Origin of the sequence: Halobacillus sp. GSS1, assembly GCF_017307035.1 — a bacterium.
Lineage (GTDB): Bacteria > Bacillota > Bacilli > Bacillales > Halobacillaceae > Halobacillus > Halobacillus litoralis.
Map to the genome: position 1 here is coordinate 48,470 of NZ_JAFLHE010000009.1, position 16,502 is coordinate 64,971.

At 44.5% G+C, this 16,502-nt stretch carries 21 protein-coding genes; 3 read left to right on the plus strand and 18 right to left on the minus strand.

Annotation, left to right across the window (positions count from 1 at the left end):
- Positions 1-17 precede the first annotated feature (17 nt).
- The 7 genes from J0K78_RS15020 to J0K78_RS15050 all read right to left on the minus strand — a co-directional run bounded on the left by J0K78_RS15020 (position 18) and on the right by J0K78_RS15050 (position 5,546).
- Positions 18-398 carry a VOC family protein gene (locus tag J0K78_RS15020; RefSeq protein ID WP_206947774.1) on the minus strand — a complete coding sequence of 127 codons (381 nt, stop codon included), beginning with the start codon at positions 396-398 and terminating at the stop codon, positions 18-20.
- Positions 399-516: 118 nt separating this feature from the next.
- Positions 517-1,269 (minus strand): sulfite exporter TauE/SafE family protein, encoded by a 753-nt coding sequence (locus J0K78_RS15025; RefSeq protein WP_206947775.1) that lies wholly within the window; start codon positions 1,267-1,269, stop codon positions 517-519.
- Positions 1,270-1,287: 18 nt separating this feature from the next.
- A complete protein-coding gene (locus J0K78_RS15030; protein WP_206947776.1) occupies positions 1,288-1,671 on the minus strand; it encodes a hypothetical protein in 384 nt (127 codons plus the stop codon).
- A 96-nt stretch (positions 1,672-1,767) separates the two neighbouring features.
- Positions 1,768-2,289: an RNA polymerase sigma factor gene (locus J0K78_RS15035; RefSeq protein ID WP_206947777.1), complete on the minus strand. Its 522-nt coding sequence runs from the start codon at positions 2,287-2,289 to the stop codon at positions 1,768-1,770.
- Between the two features lie 18 nt (positions 2,290-2,307).
- Positions 2,308-4,302 (minus strand): DUF6449 domain-containing protein, encoded by a 1,995-nt coding sequence (locus tag J0K78_RS15040; protein WP_206947778.1) that lies wholly within the window; start codon positions 4,300-4,302, stop codon positions 2,308-2,310.
- Positions 4,277-5,176: an ABC transporter ATP-binding protein gene (locus tag J0K78_RS15045; protein WP_206947779.1), complete on the minus strand. Its 900-nt coding sequence runs from the start codon at positions 5,174-5,176 to the stop codon at positions 4,277-4,279. The genes J0K78_RS15040 and J0K78_RS15045 overlap by 26 nt, the downstream gene beginning before the upstream one ends.
- Positions 5,169-5,546: a GntR family transcriptional regulator gene (locus J0K78_RS15050; protein ID WP_206947780.1), complete on the minus strand. Its 378-nt coding sequence runs from the start codon at positions 5,544-5,546 to the stop codon at positions 5,169-5,171. Before J0K78_RS15050 ends, J0K78_RS15045 begins: the two co-directional genes overlap by 8 nt.
- Before the next feature lie 213 nt (positions 5,547-5,759).
- On the opposite strand from J0K78_RS15050, the gene J0K78_RS15055 reads away from it, so the two are divergent.
- Complete coding sequence (locus tag J0K78_RS15055) at positions 5,760-6,560, plus strand: DUF2935 domain-containing protein (protein WP_206947781.1); 801 nt, start codon at positions 5,760-5,762, stop codon at positions 6,558-6,560.
- 78 nt (positions 6,561-6,638) lie between these two features.
- Here the strand turns inward: J0K78_RS15055 and J0K78_RS15060 are convergent, their stop codons facing one another.
- On the minus strand, positions 6,639-7,235 hold the full coding sequence (locus J0K78_RS15060) for a flavin reductase family protein (protein WP_206947782.1): 597 nt from the start codon (positions 7,233-7,235) through the stop codon (positions 6,639-6,641).
- A gap of 135 nt (positions 7,236-7,370) precedes the next feature.
- Here J0K78_RS15060 and J0K78_RS15065 point away from each other — a divergent pair, with 135 nt between their 5' ends.
- Entirely contained in the window at positions 7,371-8,786 is a 1,416-nt protein-coding gene (locus J0K78_RS15065) for an alanine/glycine:cation symporter family protein (protein WP_242517905.1), read from the plus strand.
- Between the two features lie 2 nt (positions 8,787-8,788).
- Here the strand turns inward: J0K78_RS15065 and J0K78_RS15070 are convergent, their stop codons facing one another.
- From J0K78_RS15070 to J0K78_RS15080, 3 genes are all read right to left on the minus strand, one after another.
- A complete protein-coding gene (locus J0K78_RS15070) occupies positions 8,789-8,971 on the minus strand; it encodes a hypothetical protein (RefSeq protein WP_206947784.1) in 183 nt (60 codons plus the stop codon).
- A 66-nt stretch (positions 8,972-9,037) separates the two neighbouring features.
- Complete coding sequence (locus J0K78_RS15075; protein WP_206947785.1) at positions 9,038-9,619, minus strand: cell wall hydrolase; 582 nt, start codon at positions 9,617-9,619, stop codon at positions 9,038-9,040.
- A gap of 137 nt (positions 9,620-9,756) precedes the next feature.
- A complete protein-coding gene (locus J0K78_RS15080) occupies positions 9,757-10,194 on the minus strand; it encodes an OsmC family protein (protein WP_206947786.1) in 438 nt (145 codons plus the stop codon).
- Between the two features lie 208 nt (positions 10,195-10,402).
- On the opposite strand from J0K78_RS15080, the gene J0K78_RS15085 reads away from it, so the two are divergent.
- A complete protein-coding gene (locus tag J0K78_RS15085) occupies positions 10,403-10,984 on the plus strand; it encodes a CDP-alcohol phosphatidyltransferase family protein (protein ID WP_206947787.1) in 582 nt (193 codons plus the stop codon).
- Positions 10,985-10,997: 13 nt separating this feature from the next.
- Here the strand turns inward: J0K78_RS15085 and J0K78_RS20325 are convergent, their stop codons facing one another.
- From J0K78_RS20325 to J0K78_RS15115, 7 genes are all read right to left on the minus strand, one after another.
- Complete coding sequence (locus J0K78_RS20325) at positions 10,998-11,162, minus strand: helix-turn-helix domain-containing protein (RefSeq protein WP_370551144.1); 165 nt, start codon at positions 11,160-11,162, stop codon at positions 10,998-11,000.
- A gap of 12 nt (positions 11,163-11,174) precedes the next feature.
- Entirely contained in the window at positions 11,175-11,684 is a 510-nt protein-coding gene (locus tag J0K78_RS15090; protein WP_370551145.1) for a Crp/Fnr family transcriptional regulator, read from the minus strand.
- A 54-nt stretch (positions 11,685-11,738) separates the two neighbouring features.
- Positions 11,739-12,695 (minus strand): UV DNA damage repair endonuclease UvsE, encoded by a 957-nt coding sequence (gene uvsE, locus J0K78_RS15095; RefSeq protein ID WP_206947788.1) that lies wholly within the window; start codon positions 12,693-12,695, stop codon positions 11,739-11,741.
- Positions 12,696-13,125: 430 nt separating this feature from the next.
- Positions 13,126-14,067: a nuclease-related domain-containing protein gene (locus tag J0K78_RS15100; RefSeq protein ID WP_206947789.1), complete on the minus strand. Its 942-nt coding sequence runs from the start codon at positions 14,065-14,067 to the stop codon at positions 13,126-13,128.
- A gap of 90 nt (positions 14,068-14,157) precedes the next feature.
- Positions 14,158-14,982 carry an aldo/keto reductase gene (locus J0K78_RS15105; protein ID WP_206947790.1) on the minus strand — a complete coding sequence of 275 codons (825 nt, stop codon included), beginning with the start codon at positions 14,980-14,982 and terminating at the stop codon, positions 14,158-14,160.
- 114 nt (positions 14,983-15,096) lie between these two features.
- Positions 15,097-15,936 (minus strand): SAM hydrolase/SAM-dependent halogenase family protein, encoded by an 840-nt coding sequence (locus J0K78_RS15110; protein ID WP_206947791.1) that lies wholly within the window; start codon positions 15,934-15,936, stop codon positions 15,097-15,099.
- A gap of 75 nt (positions 15,937-16,011) precedes the next feature.
- Positions 16,012-16,500 carry a DUF1189 family protein gene (locus tag J0K78_RS15115; RefSeq protein WP_206947792.1) on the minus strand — a complete coding sequence of 163 codons (489 nt, stop codon included), beginning with the start codon at positions 16,498-16,500 and terminating at the stop codon, positions 16,012-16,014.
- Between the last annotated feature and the right edge of the window lie 2 nt (positions 16,501-16,502).

Here is a 16,502-nt window from a genome sequence, read left to right on the forward strand (position 1 = left end):
TCAATGAAAATCCTCAATTACTTCTTCTCCATGACAGCAAAGTACTGATTTTCATTGTCCGCAAAGTTAAACACCCTGCCCGTCGGCATGTGAACCATTTCCCCTACTGTCACTTTTTTATTTAATAAATCACGATACAGCTCCTCAAAATTATCTGTGAAAAACATTAAGGAAGGTGGATCAAGGTTGAGCTCCGGAGACATCCTTGCAACTACTTCTTTATCGTGGAGGACAATGGTTGTCTCCACTCCCTCCTTGGGAGCAACCTCCATCCATCTCATTCCATCCCCGTTATTTTCTTCAGAAACCACCACGAACCCTAACTTCTCTGTCCAAAATTTCACGGCTTCATCCTGGTCATGGACATACAACATAATTTGACCTATTTTACTGAGCACGGTATCCCACTCCCTAACAGTGATCCTTAACTATTCGCTAATTGGAGTGGGGATCCCTCTTTCTATAAAAAAATCTAACAACCTTATCATTTTATAGAAAACATTCAGCCCATCATTTTTATGTAAAGAAGAAGAGCCTGACCGCCATGGCAATAACGGCGAGAATCAGGAACCGTTGAATCCATTTGTCTCCATGTCTGACCGCAAATTTACTGCCTAAAAAAGCACCGAGGCTCGTACCGATGGCCAATGTAATTCCATAGCCCCAATGGATTTGACCATTGACGACAAAAACCACTAAAGCGGACAGTGTATAAACAGCAACGACAAATACTTTGATGCTATTAATCTTCACTAAAGATAAGCCCGTCACTAGGGTCAGTGCTGCTATAATTACAAAACCTACCCCAGCCTGGATGAATCCTCCATAGATCCCTATAAAGAAAAAGATAAGAACCAATGCAATCTTCTTCATCCGGGAGTTCTCGCCGCTTGCTGCGGACAGGTTTTTATGAGGTTTCCATATCATGATTACTAAGACGATAATCATCACAATCGATAGAATACGATTGAATAGATCATCCGGAATATTCACAGCAATTTGTGCGCCCACGATTGAACCGATGAGAGCGGGTACGGCTAATAGAAAACTGAACCGTGCATCAAAATAGCCGTCTTTACGATAAGACGCGATAGCCACAATGTTCTGTGCCATCAACGCAATACGGTTCGTACCATTAGCTACAGCGGAAGGCAGACCGAAGAAAATGAGCATGGGAAGCGTTAAAAGCGATCCCCCGCCCGCAATGACATTAATGAAACCTGCTCCGATTCCTACCCCTAAAATAGCGAGAAAAGATAGAATAGTCACATTCTCCCCCCTTTCTATTTAATCTTTTGTGCCAGCATGATCTATAAACTCTTCGATTTCATCCAATTTCGTGGTCTTCAACACAATTCCTTCTCGATCTAAAACGAAATAGGTCGGGAAACGAACAATTTCCTCCCCATGTGCTTGGATGGGGGCCTCTTTTTTCACTTGAACGTCCACCTGTGTAAGATCGATTGCTTCATTCGCCTGCATTTTGGCTACCAGATCATACATCCGTTCATATTCAGGATCCGCCTCTCCTTCTTTCGGAACTTCCTCCACAAATGCCTGAAAATGAAAGTCTCCATCCCTCTCAGGTAAAGGTAATGACTGTTGACCACTTGTACATCCCGTCAATACGAACAGTAAAACAAGCACATACCAAAAGTGCGCCTTCTTCAAACCATCCACCTCCTTCTTACTTCTTCATCATACAAAAAAATATAACATTCCGGGGCAAAAAAGCAGAACCCCGGTTTTGGGGTTCTGCTTATCATACTACGCTGTAGAATAATGATCCATCTCTTCGCCAAGCTTCCCTTTCATGGCCAGTCTCGCCCTGTGAAGACGTGACTTAACGGCCGCCTGTGTGATCTGAAGCGTTTGGGCGATTTCCTTTTCCTGCAATTGTTTATCGTAACTCAATTGAAACACCGCACGAAGCTTAGGGGATAACGTGCTGATCCGCTTCTTGATGTCTTCTTCCAGATGACGGCATTCACATATATGTTCAACATCAGAAACAGCATTTTCATAGACAGGTCGGGGCATGGGCATCTCCTCGATCGGCAAAAGGACCGCCTTCTTCTCTTTGCGCAGAAGGTCAATGGCTTTTCGGTGGGCGATTGTGGAGAGCCAAGCCCCCACCTTTCCTTCTTCACGGACTTCATCGAGTTTATCGTAGGCTTTTATAAAGGTTTCTTGAAGGATATCTTCAGCTGAACAAGGGTTCTTCGTCACTTTTAAAGCTGTGTAATAAACACGATGATAATACTGTTCATACATCTCACAAAAGTCCATCTTCCTGTATCTCTCCCTTTATTCGAAGTGTTCCTTTATAAAGCCAAGAGCGTCTCCTTCATCGAAACTTAAAACTTCATAAGGTTCAGGATCGTTTTTATCGAAATAAAAAGCGATAAGATAAGCTCCCTCTTCTTTATTTGCTTGCCCTTCGAAGAGCGTTTCAATTTGTGCATGATTTGTAACTTCAAGAGGTTCAATGTCATCCCCTCTTAATCGTTCAAACACAAATCGAGGTCTGCTATATCGATCGTCTAGACTTTGAGGCCAGCGGTAGACTTCAGCACGCTGTACGTCTTCGGCCTGGGTCATCACTTGTTCGTACATGCCCTCTTCTTTCAACCACTCCATCGTATTTTCATAGGATGGGTAAAGACGAACATAATATGGATTCTCACGCGTTCCATTCACGGTAAAGGTAACCCCTGTATCCAATCCTCTGGGTGTAACCATTTCGTCATATGAAAGTTGTTCAAGGTCCTGTTTTAACCCTTCCATAAATGCAGAAATTTTCTCCGGATCGTACAAATCCTTTCCACTCCGGCCTGAATAAGGGTGCATCAACAATTGATTGATTTCAGAAACATCCAATGCAAGTACAGGATATTGAATACTTTTGTATTCTTGAGTTTCATAAACAGCTTTCTTCTCATCCCGCACTTTTTCATCATCTATACGATATTGGCGATAGATCTCACTTCCGTCCTTCATTTGATAGACAAAGAAGAAGTAATCTTCCCCTTTCTTTAAAGGGTTACTCACATTGATTAGCTTCTCATGAAGGTCTATCGCAGATTGGATGGCCGCTTCAGAAGTAATGTAAGGGACTTTCATATCGTGATCAGCAAGTTGTTGATATTCCCAATATCCACTACTGATATAGACCTTTTCCACTTCATTCTGCTCCGGGACATAAGATTCGTAATTTTGCCAGAGGAGCGGAATAGCCGCAATCAATACACCAGCAGCCACACCATAACCCAGCCAACCTTTTACGTTTTTCATGTTGAATATTCTCCAGGTTTTTTCAAGCAACATGGAAGCTGCGGCCAAACCAAATGTTCCACCAATGAAATAGCCTGTGATCATCCAGCTATACGTATTTTGAGCAACACTGAAATACATGCCTCCGAATAAGGCGAAGCAGAATGTGACCCCGAGTTTGAAAACAGGGTTCAGGGCGCGTACTGCTAACGCACGGCCTGCCGCTTCCAGAGGACGCTTTTTATAGAGCCATACGGAAACAATGTAGAAGAGGACGGCAATGCCTCCATAAATGAATAAGGACAGAGCTTCAACAGGGAGACTGACCTCTTCCGGACCATAGCTCCGATACTCCAACAAGTCTACCAGTGGTGAAAAATATTGAAGGGAACGATCCAACACCATGTCCCCGGAATACCCTTTAATATAGGAAGTCAAATGAAAAGCGATCAACACATATAACCCCACAGGTAAAAACAGCAGAATAAAAGTCAAAACTCCTTGCACAGCGGACATCCCGGTTAAAGTCCCAACAAAAACGCCCGCTGCGAAAATAAGAAGGCTCATTGTGGTAAACAACCATAACCAATAGCTCGCATTCCCAATCGTATAGTACTCTGTGACATCCGTTACTCCAGCCGTAACAACGAGAACCAAATAATTAAGTAAAATCGGCAAAATTAATAGAATAATGCCTGAGAGAATATGGTGATGAAATAGTTTCCCTCTCTTCATAGGAAAGCTGTGAGCGAAATCTGAAGCTCCTTTGACATGCAGGTAACGGAATAAAAACACCGCCATAAGTGCCGGCATCACAATTAAAAATAGCGACTGAAGTTCATAAGCAAAGATTCCGCCAAATAACCCATGGTCATCTGTGATACGAGGTTCATCTCTCCCGAATTCCATAAATAACTGCATCGGTACAATAAAGAACAACCCTAAAAAGTAAACGATACTGATCCATCCAACATTACGGAAATCCTGCTTGATGATCTCTTTATTAAACGAGGATGTTTTCGAACGCATACCCTACACCTCCCATTTCATAAATAAAGATTTCTTCCAGAGTAAGTGGGAGCCTGTCATAAACAAGAGGCCGGTGCTTTTGGAGGTCAGCTGAGATGTCCGTTTCATTTCCCCGGACAATCAGTAGCCAGACACTGCCCCGTTTTTCTTTGTGAAGAATATCGAGATCCATTGTTTCCGGCTGAAAAGAATCATCACGGAAAGCGACCTGGATCTTATGGACATCGGCTTTCAGATCATCCAAATCACGTTCAAGGAGAATTTCCCCTTTATGTAGGATTCCGACATGATCACAGATATCTTCGACTTCCCTCAAATTGTGGGAGGAAATCAATACCGTCATCTCCCTTTCCGCCACATCCTGAATGATCAAGTTGCGGACTTTCTGCCTCATGACGGCATCGAGTCCATCGAATGGTTCATCGAGGATCAGTACATCAGGCATCGATGCCATCGCCAGCCAAAACGCGACTTGACGCTGCATCCCTTTGGAAAACTGACTGATTTTCTTAGTTTCATCCAGTTGAAAGACTTTCTTTAATTTTTCATATCGTTCTTCGTTCCAACTGTCATACATGGACCGGTAATAATCTGCCATATGACGAGTGGTGTATTGGGGCAGAAAGTAAAGACTGTCCGGGATGAAGACCATCCTTTGTTTGACGGATTCGTTCTCAAAGACGTCATTATCCAAAATATGAACCTGCCCTTTATTTTGTTTGAGAATACCCGTAAGAATCCTCATTAACGTTGTTTTCCCTGCACCATTGGAACCAAGAAGACCGTAGATGGAACCTTTGTTCACTCGAAAAGAAACGTCTCTGAGAATCTTGGTTCGATCGAACGATTTGCTGACCGTATTCACTTCAATCATCCTGCTGACCTCCTTCAACTTCGTGGAGAAGAGCTGCGATCTCTTCTGAAGTCATCCCTAAATAAATCGCTTCCGCAAACAGCTTCTTCAACTCTTCTCTCACTTTTTTCAACTCCTCTTCGTTATCGACTTTTCCAGAAGGATGCACGAAGCTTCCCTTCCCTTTCAGCGAGTAGATATACCCTTGCGTCTCCAACTCACGATAGGCTTTCTGAATCGTGTTCGGATTGATCGTCAACTGTTGGGCAAGCTCCCTCACAGAAGGTAGTTTTTCGTCTTCCTTCAGAACGTCATTGATAATCAGTTGCTTCAGCTTTTCTACGAGCTGCTCGTAAATCGGCTTTCGGCTCCTGACGTCCAACTCAAACATCCAGCCACCTCCATCGGTGTGTTCTATCTGTATTAACTGTATTATTACTCCTAGTACAGTAGTATATAGGAGGATCTTCCATTTGAGAAGCCCTTTTTTATTTTTTACCAAATCATCTTAAATTCTGCTTATAGGATCCTGACTCTTTTCATGAAGAAAACAAAGTGTGAATAGGATGAAAGGGATGACCTAAGAAAAAAGAGGGTGATGAACGTGAAGGACTATACTGAACAAGCGAATTTTGAGCATCTGTTCTGGTTGCAGATTCTTGGAGATCATGCCCGTTTTATTCGGGATTCTTTGTACGCCTCAGAAGAGGAAACATTAAATCAAGCGCGGAATTATGTTACACAATGGGATGACCTTTTAAAGAACGTGCGAGAAGGTAATGTCGAGGACATGGTGAGTTTTTCAAAGCAAGCAGGAGAAAAAGCACGGAAGTTTCACAAGTTTAAACTCAACCTGATCGAACGATCCCTTTTTGGAAAAGTAAAGATTCATTTGAGCCCAACTTTCCTTAATCATATGGTCAATGAAGTAGAAGAATATTTGCTTGTGCTCGGTTTCTTAGGAAAAGGGGATGTCCCTCCATTATTTCATGAGCTGCACCACCATATGCTGTGGTTGATGGATGCTTCAGGCCATGCAGGTGCCATCCATGATGAAATGGATGCTGTGGAAAAAAGGCTTAAAGATAAAAGTGATACGTTCCGGCAACATTTCGATCAGTTCTACATAAAGGCCGTGGAGATGAAAGGATATCTAAGAACCAACCAGCACTCCTTCCCTGCTCTGAAACGATTTAACAATGAAGTGAAACTGGAAATGAAAATCTTCCGTACATTTTTAACAGAATTAGAGGAGATGGAAATGAATGAGGTTGTACTCGGAACTTTCTCCCCTCTCATGGCTGATCATATGGCAAGAGAAGAATGCTACTACCTTTACAAACTTGCAGAAACCACAAATGGCGAATATCCCGCATGTGACCCAACCAAACCCCGGGTGGAGTGAATTACCATAATCTGTATGACCTGGTACACCAGTAAATGTAAAAAATCCGCAGGGCCTTAAAAAGGCTCTGCGGATTTTTTATTTGGGGAGATCGTCGTTAGGGAGTGGAAAGAAGTCCCGTATGTAGCTGTAGTCTCCCGCCATTCGTCCAACAGGCTTCAGTTCGTGGGGATTCACTTTGTCTGTTTCTTCATAAACGTCGTCCTGGATATGGTAACCGACCAACCTTCCTAAAACCAGATTCCCTTCACCAATTTCTATGACTCGATCGAGCTCACATTCCATGTGAACAGGCGATTGTTTCACCCTTGGCACAGGTATAAAATCACCGTCTTCGAAATCTGTACCCGCCCTCTCAAACTCATCAATATCAGCATCAAACCTTTTACTGCTTTCATGCATCTGGTTAGCCAACGATTCAGAAACGACATTGATAATAAACTGCTTTGTTTCCTTTATATTTTTCAGCGTGTCTTTATCCCGGTCCGCTCTCCCTATCGAAAAACAAAGAGTAATTGGATTCATGGATGCGACCGTAAAAAAACTGAAAGGCGCCAGATTGCGGATGCCATCTCCGCTTATAGTCGAGACCCAGGCGATCGGGCGCGGCACCACCGCCCCTTTGATTAACTTGCTCATGGAATGGTTTTGAAAATTTTCTTCGCTAATATTCACATGATCCCTCCTCTATTCCTCTAGTGTATGGCTTTTTCTCTCAAGGCTCATCTTCCCTGCTCATTATATGCGTTTAACATTTTATGTAAAGGGAATATATGGGTATCTTACAGTTTGTCGAAAGGGGATCTTTCATTGGGAGATTTATGGAATAGTATCAAAGAGGGGATCACCGCGATTTCCGACTTTTTATGGACGTATCCATTAGCGATCATTTTAATTCTGGGCGGGATCTTCCTTACCATCCGAATTAAGTTTTTCCAATTCCGCTTTTTCGGTCACGTCCTCCACCAAACCATCGGACAAATTTTCAAGAAAACAGAAAAGAAAGGAACCATCACCCCATTCCAGGCTTTCACTTCAGCATTAGCCTCTACAGCGGGGGCAACGAATATCGTCGGTGTGCCTGTCGCGATTTCTCTAGGTGGACCAGGTGCTCTGTTTTGGATGTGGCTTGTCGCTTTAATCGGAATGGCTACAAAGTATAGTGAAATTTTATTAGGGATGAAGTACAGGGAAAAGAACGACAAAAACATTTGGGTCGGCGGACCACAATACTACATAAAAAAGGCCCTGGGTTGGAAGTGGGTCTCGACCGCCTTCGCATTCTTCCTAATGATTGAATTAATCCCAAGCACGATGGTGCAATCAAACTCCATCGCTACGCAGACAGAGGGTGCCTTTGGATGGCCGGTTGAAATTACAGGGATCGTCATGTGTGCAGCCATTGCCATCGTAGTTTTCGGAGGTATTAAGCGAATTGCCAAGGTCACCGATAAGATGGTGCCGGGCATGGTGCTCATTTACCTCGCTGTCTGTTTGTACGTAATCTTTGCCAACATCGATCAAATCCCCAACGTATTTGGATTGATTTTCACCCACGCTTTCACACCCATTTCAGCTACTGGCGGTTTTGCCGGTGCGGCTGTTGCCCAAGCTTTACGCTGGGGAATTGCACGCGGTCTTTATTCTAACGAAGCAGGTCTTGGAACTGCATCGATTGCCCACGCAGCCGCAAAAACAGATCACCCGTCCCGCCAGGCATTATGGGGAATCTTCAGCGTTTTCGTTGATACAATTGTCATCTGTACGGTGTCCGGTTTGACCGTTCTCGTCACCGGCGCATGGCAGGAAGTCGGTGGAAGTGATGCATCGAATATGATCAACGTAGCCATCGGATCCGAATTCGGAGATGCGTTCGGAGGCAGTTTCATCACTGTATTTTTACTCTTTTTCGTAATTACTACCATCGGTGTCCTCGTCTTTTACGGAGAAAAACAAGCGGAATACCTGTTCAGCCTACGCGCAGCTAAAATTATGCGGATTGTCTACATTGTGGCCGTATTCGTAGGAGCGATCGGAGGACTTCAGTTCGTGTGGCAGTTCCTGGACTTGATTTTAGCTTTCGTCCTGCTTACAAACATCATTCCACTACTGTTCCTGCATAAGGAAATCGCTGCATTAACGGATGACTATGTGAACCGTGTGTACAAAAAGCGGACGAAGAAAAGGAAGGTCGAGCTGTTTCAGGAGGAAGAAGATGCAAGTTAACCCTATAGCACCGAAAAAGGAGATCCCTGTACAGGGATCTCCTCTTTGATCAACTTGTTCATGAACGCTCGCATATAGAGAACCATCCGCTTTCGATCGCTCTGGATACCTTCTTCTACATTCAGCACATCGCCCTGGATCGTATGTTCATCCGTTGATGAATGTACATTTCCACGCTCTTTCATTCATACGATCCATTGTAAAAAATCCACAAAAAACAAGCACCTATCAAAGGTGCTTGTTCAAGTGGTTTATCTCAAGAAAACGTGGTCGCCGATGACTGTTGTCACTTCTTTACTGCTCAAATAATCACTTTGCGCTTTATCAGGATTATAGAAAAATAGAGACTCACGGTCATAGCCTTGATAAGCAATGGCTTCATTGACCGCATGTTTTGACTCAGCGCTTGCCGGCTGGTTAATCGTACCATTCAAAACAGGAGAGAACTGAATGCCGTCATAGATTACGCCATTCAGGGAATCTGGGAAAAGATCACTTTCCACACGGTTTAAAACAACTGTGGCTACGGCAACCTTACCTGAATAGCTTTCACCCTTCGCCTCTGCTTCAACTAGACGAGCGAGTAAATCTTTTTCAGATTCACTAAGAGCAACGGGAAGCTGCAACTGCTCCCCAGGATAAATTTCTGCGTTCGATTTATTGTTCATGGCCTGCAATTGTTGGGCAGAAACACCATGTTTCATAGCAATTTTATAAATAGAATCGCCCTTTTGGACGGTGTGTGTGTTGGCGTGGGCAAAACTTTCGACAGGGAAGGAAAAAGCGAGCAAACTAACGGTAGCAATTCCTGTCAGCATCAATTTTTTGAACATTTAAAATCTACCTCCTTATCAGGTTCCCTAATAAGGTAACATAGGCGGATTGAGAGATTCATTATTAATTCTTTCCATCGTTTCCATGGAAATTTTCAGTATAAAAAGAGGCCCCTAGAGGAGCCTCTTCCCAATTGTTAAGCTTTTTGCCAATCTACATTCAGGGTAACCCCTGCTGCTTTCAGTGTTGTGAAAACAGGACAGCGTTGGTCAACGATTTCCTGAAGCTCTTCAATACGCTCTTGGGGTTCTGATGTTTCTACTTCCGCTTTAATGTTCACCGTGTCAAAGTAAGGCTTTACATCTGCCGTCCCCATCAACCCTCGCATATCCAGAGTTCCATTGATATCAAACGAAATGCTTTGAAGATCAAAGTTCATTTCCTTAGCCACCATGTTCGCAACGACCGTTTCACAGCCTGCGAGCGAACCTAACAGCGTTGCAAGTGGATCAGCACCTTCGTCTGTCCCACCCATTTGCTTCGGTTCATCAATCGTCAATGAATGTTTTCCTGCCTCGATTTCCGATTTCATCCCTTGAGACTTACTCGTGATCGCTACTTTATGTTCGGACATGTACAATTCCTCCTTGTTTTTGGTTACAGGGATACTATACACCCTGGCCATTTTCGGCAAACCTCATGTGCTCACCGTTGTAATCTGCCTTACAAAAGAAGCAAGGTGATTCTATTACCAGGGAACATGTGCTATCGTCTAAAGGAAGACCAATTAGGGTAAAGTGGTAACAAGACGTTGATATTATTTGCTAAAGCAGGTGTTTTTTATGCTCGATACCCACGCAAGGAAATTCGTTCAACCATCCATTGAACGAACCGCTTCTTACTTTCTACAAAAAGGGCGCTCCGCCAATGAGATTACCGTGCTCGCTTTGTTTGTCGGGCTTGGTACAAGTGTCCTCTATGTGCTCGGTTTTCCGATATTAGCGGTCGTATTTTTGTGGCTTTCCGGATTTTTAGACGCCGTGGATGGGACAATGGCCAGGAATACAAAAACCTCCCCCTTCGGAACCGTCATGGATATTACATTCGATCGAATCGTTGAAATCGGGATGATCGTAGCCATTGCTTATGTTCACCCAGAAGTCTTATGGCCCCTTCTCCTTCTCAGTGTGTCCATCATCGTGTCGATGACGATCTTCTTAGTTGTAGGAGCCGTTTCCGAAAAAGCAGGAATTAAATCCTTCTACTATCAAGCGGGACTTGCGGAGAGGACAGAAGGCTTCGTTCTGTTCAGTGTGATGCTCTTATTCCCTCAATTCCTCTTCTGGTCAACACTGTTGTTCTTTGCTGTAGAATTGTTTACAGGTACTCAAAGGTTCATGGAAGCAAAACGAATATTAAAATAAAACCCGTCCCGGCTTATGTCACCACTAAGCCGAGATGGGTTTTTGCTTTTTCTGCATCAATGGATAATACTTGATCCTTTTTCAAATAGCCTTCCTTGTTCAAACGACTGATCTCTGCACTCGTTGTCTCCCTAGTTGCACCGATCATCGTCGCGATGTCCTGATGGGTCAACTTCACCTCGACGGTTTGTCACTCCTGGTGACGACGGCCGCTTTTTTCACTAAGCATGAGCAGCAGATAAAGAATCCGCTCCCGCACCTCACCTAAAGCAATCTTCTCACTTCTTTTGTAAAAATCGTTCAATTTGGACGAAAGTAACTGAACGAGACGAAGCGTGATCTTGGGGTACTTTTCCATAAATCGTTCGAACTCTTCCCTGCTCATCAAACATACATATGTATCAGTCATCGCCTCTGCGTACATTTCATAATCTGTCAGAGTCAGCGTAGAGGCCTCCCCAAATAGATTTCCGTCTTTCAGTATGTCCAATGTGAACTGTTTCCCCTGCTGGTTTGTTCGGTATAAACGGATCTGTCCTTTTTTCAAAATATATAAATGCTCAGCTGGATGTTCAGGGGAGAGAATTACTTCACCTTTCCCTACTTTTTTCATTTCACTGATGGCATCTACGTCCATTAGTTCTTCTTTTGTTAATTCTTCAAACAAATTCACTTCGGATAAGAGGGTCTGTTTATCCATCATTCCACCCCTTTCAGTACCATCAATATACTTGATCCAAAGGCGCACGCAAAGTTAAACGTCCAAGGTCGCCTCCCCCACCCGTTTCACACCACGGATTTTCGAAAAGTCTTCGACAAGTTTAGAAAGGGCGCGGTCCTTTTCTTTCGCTTCAATCATAAAGTCTACAGGTGTGCCGAGATCCTTCAACTCTTTCAGGAGAGGGCGAATGAAATCAGCATCCACAAAATCGGCATGACTCCTGTACGCCTTTTCCGACTTCGGCGACGAAATATGAATTTTTGGTGGAAGGCCCAGCCTGTCCCACGTTTTATAAAAGCGAGGCAGGATTCCAGAAAGAGGTTCATCTTCGGTGTGATTCGCCATGTAATGGTGGTAATCAAACATCATCGGAATGTCCTCTTTTTCACAGACATCAAGGGTTTCCGTTGTCGTATAGGTTTTGTCATCATTCTCAAGTGTCATCTGCTGTTTAATTGGACCCGGGAGCTTTTTAATATTTTCATGAAAACGAGAGACGGCTGCTTTTTTATCCCCATACGCGCCACCTACATGTAGATTGATATGTGATTCATTGTGCAGCCCCATCGCTTGAAGCATCGCATAATGGTACTCCATGTCCTGGACGGCATTGTCCGTCACATGAGGGCGGTCACTCGTGAAAAGGGTGAATTGGTTTGGGTGAAAACTCGTACGCATATTGTGCGCCTTTACCAGATCACCAATCTCCTCGAACAGATGGCGGAATGGCTCGATATAATCCCACTCCACTTCATCATGAGTAGCGAGTGGAATGATAGAGGAAGAAAAACGGTACAAATGGATTTCCCTCGCAATGTTATAGTGGATGATCCGACGTGTGCGCTCCAAGTTCATTTCCGCAATTTTATGAAGCTGCTCAAGCGCAGTTTCGTGACCCAGTTTCTTATAACGTGCAAATGTCATTGTCTTCGCTGGCGTCGCTTCCCATAGGTCGAGCGCATGCGATACGTAACCGAACCGGATGATCATACAAAAGCTCCTTTATCGAAAAAGTGATACCTTTATGTTCCCCATATTTGGTGGGAATAACATAAGGGTCGGTTTATGGAGTTTTGCTAGCGGGGCCTTCGCACCTTGCGCGCGGGTCCTGGCCCCTTGCGCGTGTTCACTCGCTTCTTGCGCGCGTTCCTGACTTCTTGCGCGTGTTCACTCGCTTCTTGCGCGCGTTCCTGACTTCTTGCGCGCGTTCCTGACTTCTCGTGCGCGTTCCTGGCTTCTTGCGCGCGTTCCTGGCTTCTTGCGCGCGTTCCTGGCTTCTTGCGCGCGTTCCTGACTTCTCGCGCTCGTTCCTTGCTTCTTGCGCGCGTTCCCGGCTTCTCGCGCGCGTTCACCGGCTTCTTGCGCGCGTTCTTGACTTCTCGCGCGCGTTCCCGACTTCTCGCGCGGGTCATGCTATTGCCTAGAGCAGATACTTGATATATTTTCCTCCACCAACCGTACTTCTTGCATATGCAGAAAGAATTCGGTAAGCCACATGCCTGGAACTTATTTTAAGGAATTCTTGAGCTTCTTTATTACTAATTACTTTGGATACTAATGCAGCATATTCTCGCAAAGCTTCTTCATGTGAACTGTAAGAGCTATAAGAGCACACGGCACATATCCATTTCCTTTTTGCCCTCCTCATAAAATACTTGCCACACTCCGGACACCTCACACCTTTCTGCAAATCAGAGTAACTCAAATTGAACCGCTTCATATAATCAGGGACAAGCTCTTGATGATCTTCAGCAAGCGCACGACCTATGCGCATCATATCAGCCCGAGTCAGAACTTCTTCCTTATAAAACTCCTTCTTCCTTTCAATCGCACCCACCAACGATGTAGCGCGTATGACTTTCTCATGAATGCTAGGGTCTGAAGAGTCAAATTCAAGAACGCACCTTCGATTCGTAAAAACAACTAAGAAATCTACCGGTACCTTAAGCCCCGTATGGCGAAGCAACCATTCTTCGAGTAAATCTTTTTGCCGCTCCACCTGCTCCACGGGATCCTGAAAGCCTTCCAGGTCGCGACGCATTTCCTTTTTCTTGCGGTGAATGGATATTTGACCTTTCATATTCTTTGCTTCAATGATCAGGATGAACGAAGGGAACAGGAGAAGGGTGTCCATTTGGAAAAAGTGGTGGCCATCATGAAGGCGAAGATTGTGAAGGATGATAGGAGAGTCTTTCAAGTAGTCCAGGTGAAAGTCGAGAGATTGTTCGCCGTTCCAGCCGGCCTGTTTGGTGGAGAGCATTTCTTCTACTTGAGGAGTTACAGGGTGGTTAGGTTTGAGACGTTTCAGCAGCATACTTAAATGGGTAATATCGGGTGGGATGACGCGGGGTTTTATAATCATGTGTCCGCTCCTTTCTCCTATATTAAAGTTGATCCTCTTCCTTTTGTCCACAAAAAAAGACTGCCGCTTAATGCGGCAGTCTTCCTCTATTTATCTTACGTTCATTTCAGATGGTTTCGGGCCTTTGCGCTCGCCGCGGTCCAGCTTGTTGATGGCAGCCATGTCGTCTGCTGTCAGGTCAAAATCAAACACGTCGAAGTTCTCTTCGATGCGGGATGGCGTAACAGACTTCGGAATGACAACTGTGTCGTTTTGCAGGTGCCAGCGGATGATGACTTGTGCTGGTGTTTTGCCGTGCTTTTCAGCGATCGACTGGATCGTATCATTTTTCAATACTTCTCCACCCTGCATAAGCGGGCTCCATGCTTCAAGCAGAATGCCATTGTCGCGGCAGAAGTCTTTCAGCTCGTTTTGTGCCAGGAATGGGTGGCACTCGACCTGGTTGACTGCCGGCTTCACTTCACACTCGTCAAGCAGACGCTGTAAGTGATCGATATCAAAGTTACATACGCCGATGGCTTTGACTTTGCCGTCTTTTTGCAGCTGTTCAAGCGCTTTGTATGTTTCTACGTAATCATCATATTCTGGTGTCGGCCAGTGGATCAAGTAAAGGTCCACATAGTCTAATCCAAGTTTATCAAGGCTCGTTTCAAAAGCCTTCAATGTATTTTCATATCCTTGATCTGTGTTCCAGACCTTTGTCGTAATGAACAATTCGTCACGAGCTACACCGCTCTGGCGAATCGCTTCTCCGACCTGTTTTTCGTTTCCATAAATCGCAGCGGTATCAATTGCACGATAACCTGTTTCAATCGCTTTTGTAACGGCTGGAACCGCATCTTTTTCTTCGACTTGCCAAACACCAAAGCCTAGTTGTGGCATTTCGATGGTGCTATGCAGCGTAACTGTCTTCATTGATCATTCTCCTTTTCTTATAAAGGTTTCACATGGGTAAGTGTAGCACAGCGACTCCCAGCAAGCTTTTATTCTGCTCATAGACAAAAGAAAACTCCCCACAGAAGCGGGAAGTTATTTTTCAAACTGGATGGTCCAATTTGAACCTGTGCGGATGTTGTAAGCTCTGGCAAATGAGCCTTGATTGATGGCCACCGCTAAATTATCAAGACTGTTTACATAGACGAGCGGCTCGCCCTTGTGGGTATCTGCGAATGAGCGTCCGAAGGTCATGGAATTATGATAGACCTCATCACCATTATGCAAAATGGACACGTTCAGGGTATCTCCGTAATGGATCTCCATTTGCTTGAAAAATTCACGCGGAATGTTCGTCCAAAGGTTGCCGAACCGGATATCAAGGATATCGATGATGCCGGAGACCGTGGATTCGTCCACATAAGGGTCTTTCACAGAGATACGCTCAATAGATCCAGGGTCGAGGGCAGGGCCTACTTCTTCAAAGGTGATGACACCGGCCGCCAAACGCGCTCCCGTGTAGGCATAAACATCTCGACCATGGAAAGTGTAGGATTCTCCAGAGCGTGGCAAGCGGTTCACTTTTTCATCAATTTCTCTTACTTCAACGATTCCCTCCGTACGGGCGATATGAGTCAATGTTCCATTATCCGGAGTGATGACAAAATGCCCGGATCCTGTTTTTACACCGATACTCTTGCGTGTGGATCCTACGCCCGGATCGACCACAGATACGAATACTGTCCCTTCTGCCCAGTAAGCCATCGTCTGCCACAGCCTGTAAGACCCTTCCCAAATATTGAAAGGGGGGATGTCGTGCGTCAAATCGAAGATCGACAATTGATGATCAACAGAATGTGCCACCCCATGCATGGCACTTACGGCTCCATCACTGATTCCAAAATCTGATTGCAATACTAACGCTCTCGTCATCATACCCCCACCTTTTTTATTAAATAATGAATATTCTAACATATAGAAAAGATAAATAGAAAAAGTACCCGCAAGAACTCAAGGTTTTGCGGGTACTTTTGGATAAACCGTAATCATCCGATACATGTAGTACACGAAGATCGCCATAAAAATAAGGGCGCTGATGGCGTTGGATACGGTCATATATTTTAATAATACGCTTAGAATTAATGGCAGTGTACAAGCATAGGCGGTCAACTTCCAAAGCTGCTGGTAGGCAAGCTTCCTGGAAAGAGCTTTTCGCATAAGCAGACTCCCCCCGGCAAGAATGGATACGCCGACAAGGATAAGGAAAACGATCAGCAAAGGATAGAAAACGAGAAACTGTGCAATGTACATCCCCCGCGATACCTCTGTCAGGTTCGTCTCTAAATACAAGATCGATGCAACCATATCCGGTAAAAAGAGGAGCAGCAGCAATACGAACAAATAACCAATCGTATGAGTAATGCCTTTCCGATTTAAATGGAACATTGCTTCTTTTTTCGGCAAACGTAAGCTGTTGATCAGTGAATCAAAAAAACCCATGG